Raw genomic sequence first — 316 nt, 5'->3', positions numbered from 1 at the left:
GGGACCGGCTCGGGCCCTACGCGGCCACGGCCACCGGGGGCAGCCTGACGGTGGCCACCAGCGGCGGCACGGCCAACTGCTCCGGTCTTGAAATCTGGAACGCACCCACCACTACTACTCCGACTACTCCGACCACTCCAAGTACCCCCACCGCCAGCCGCTTCTATCGGGCAATCAACCTGCACGGGGGGGCGCTGACCATCGACGGCAACGCGTGGGAGGCGAGCACGACGGGCAACTACGCGGTGAACGGGAGCGGGTACGGCAACCAGGGCCAGGCGCTGACGCCGGCCACGGACGCGAGCCGGGCATCCAT

The 316-nt window shown here is 69.9% G+C and carries 1 protein-coding gene; it reads left to right on the top strand.

Features of this window, described 5'->3' with window-relative positions; translation table 11 throughout:
- Positions 1-316 (top strand): hypothetical protein (locus J4G38_RS28510; protein ID WP_226164242.1); only part of this gene is annotated, 316 nt, incomplete at both ends.

It is taken from the genome of Hymenobacter terricola, assembly GCF_017921975.2.
Lineage (GTDB): Bacteria > Bacteroidota > Bacteroidia > Cytophagales > Hymenobacteraceae > Hymenobacter > Hymenobacter terricola.
The sequence above is the reverse complement of the archived record's forward strand: the minus strand, read 5'-3'. Positions and strand labels throughout refer to the sequence as shown.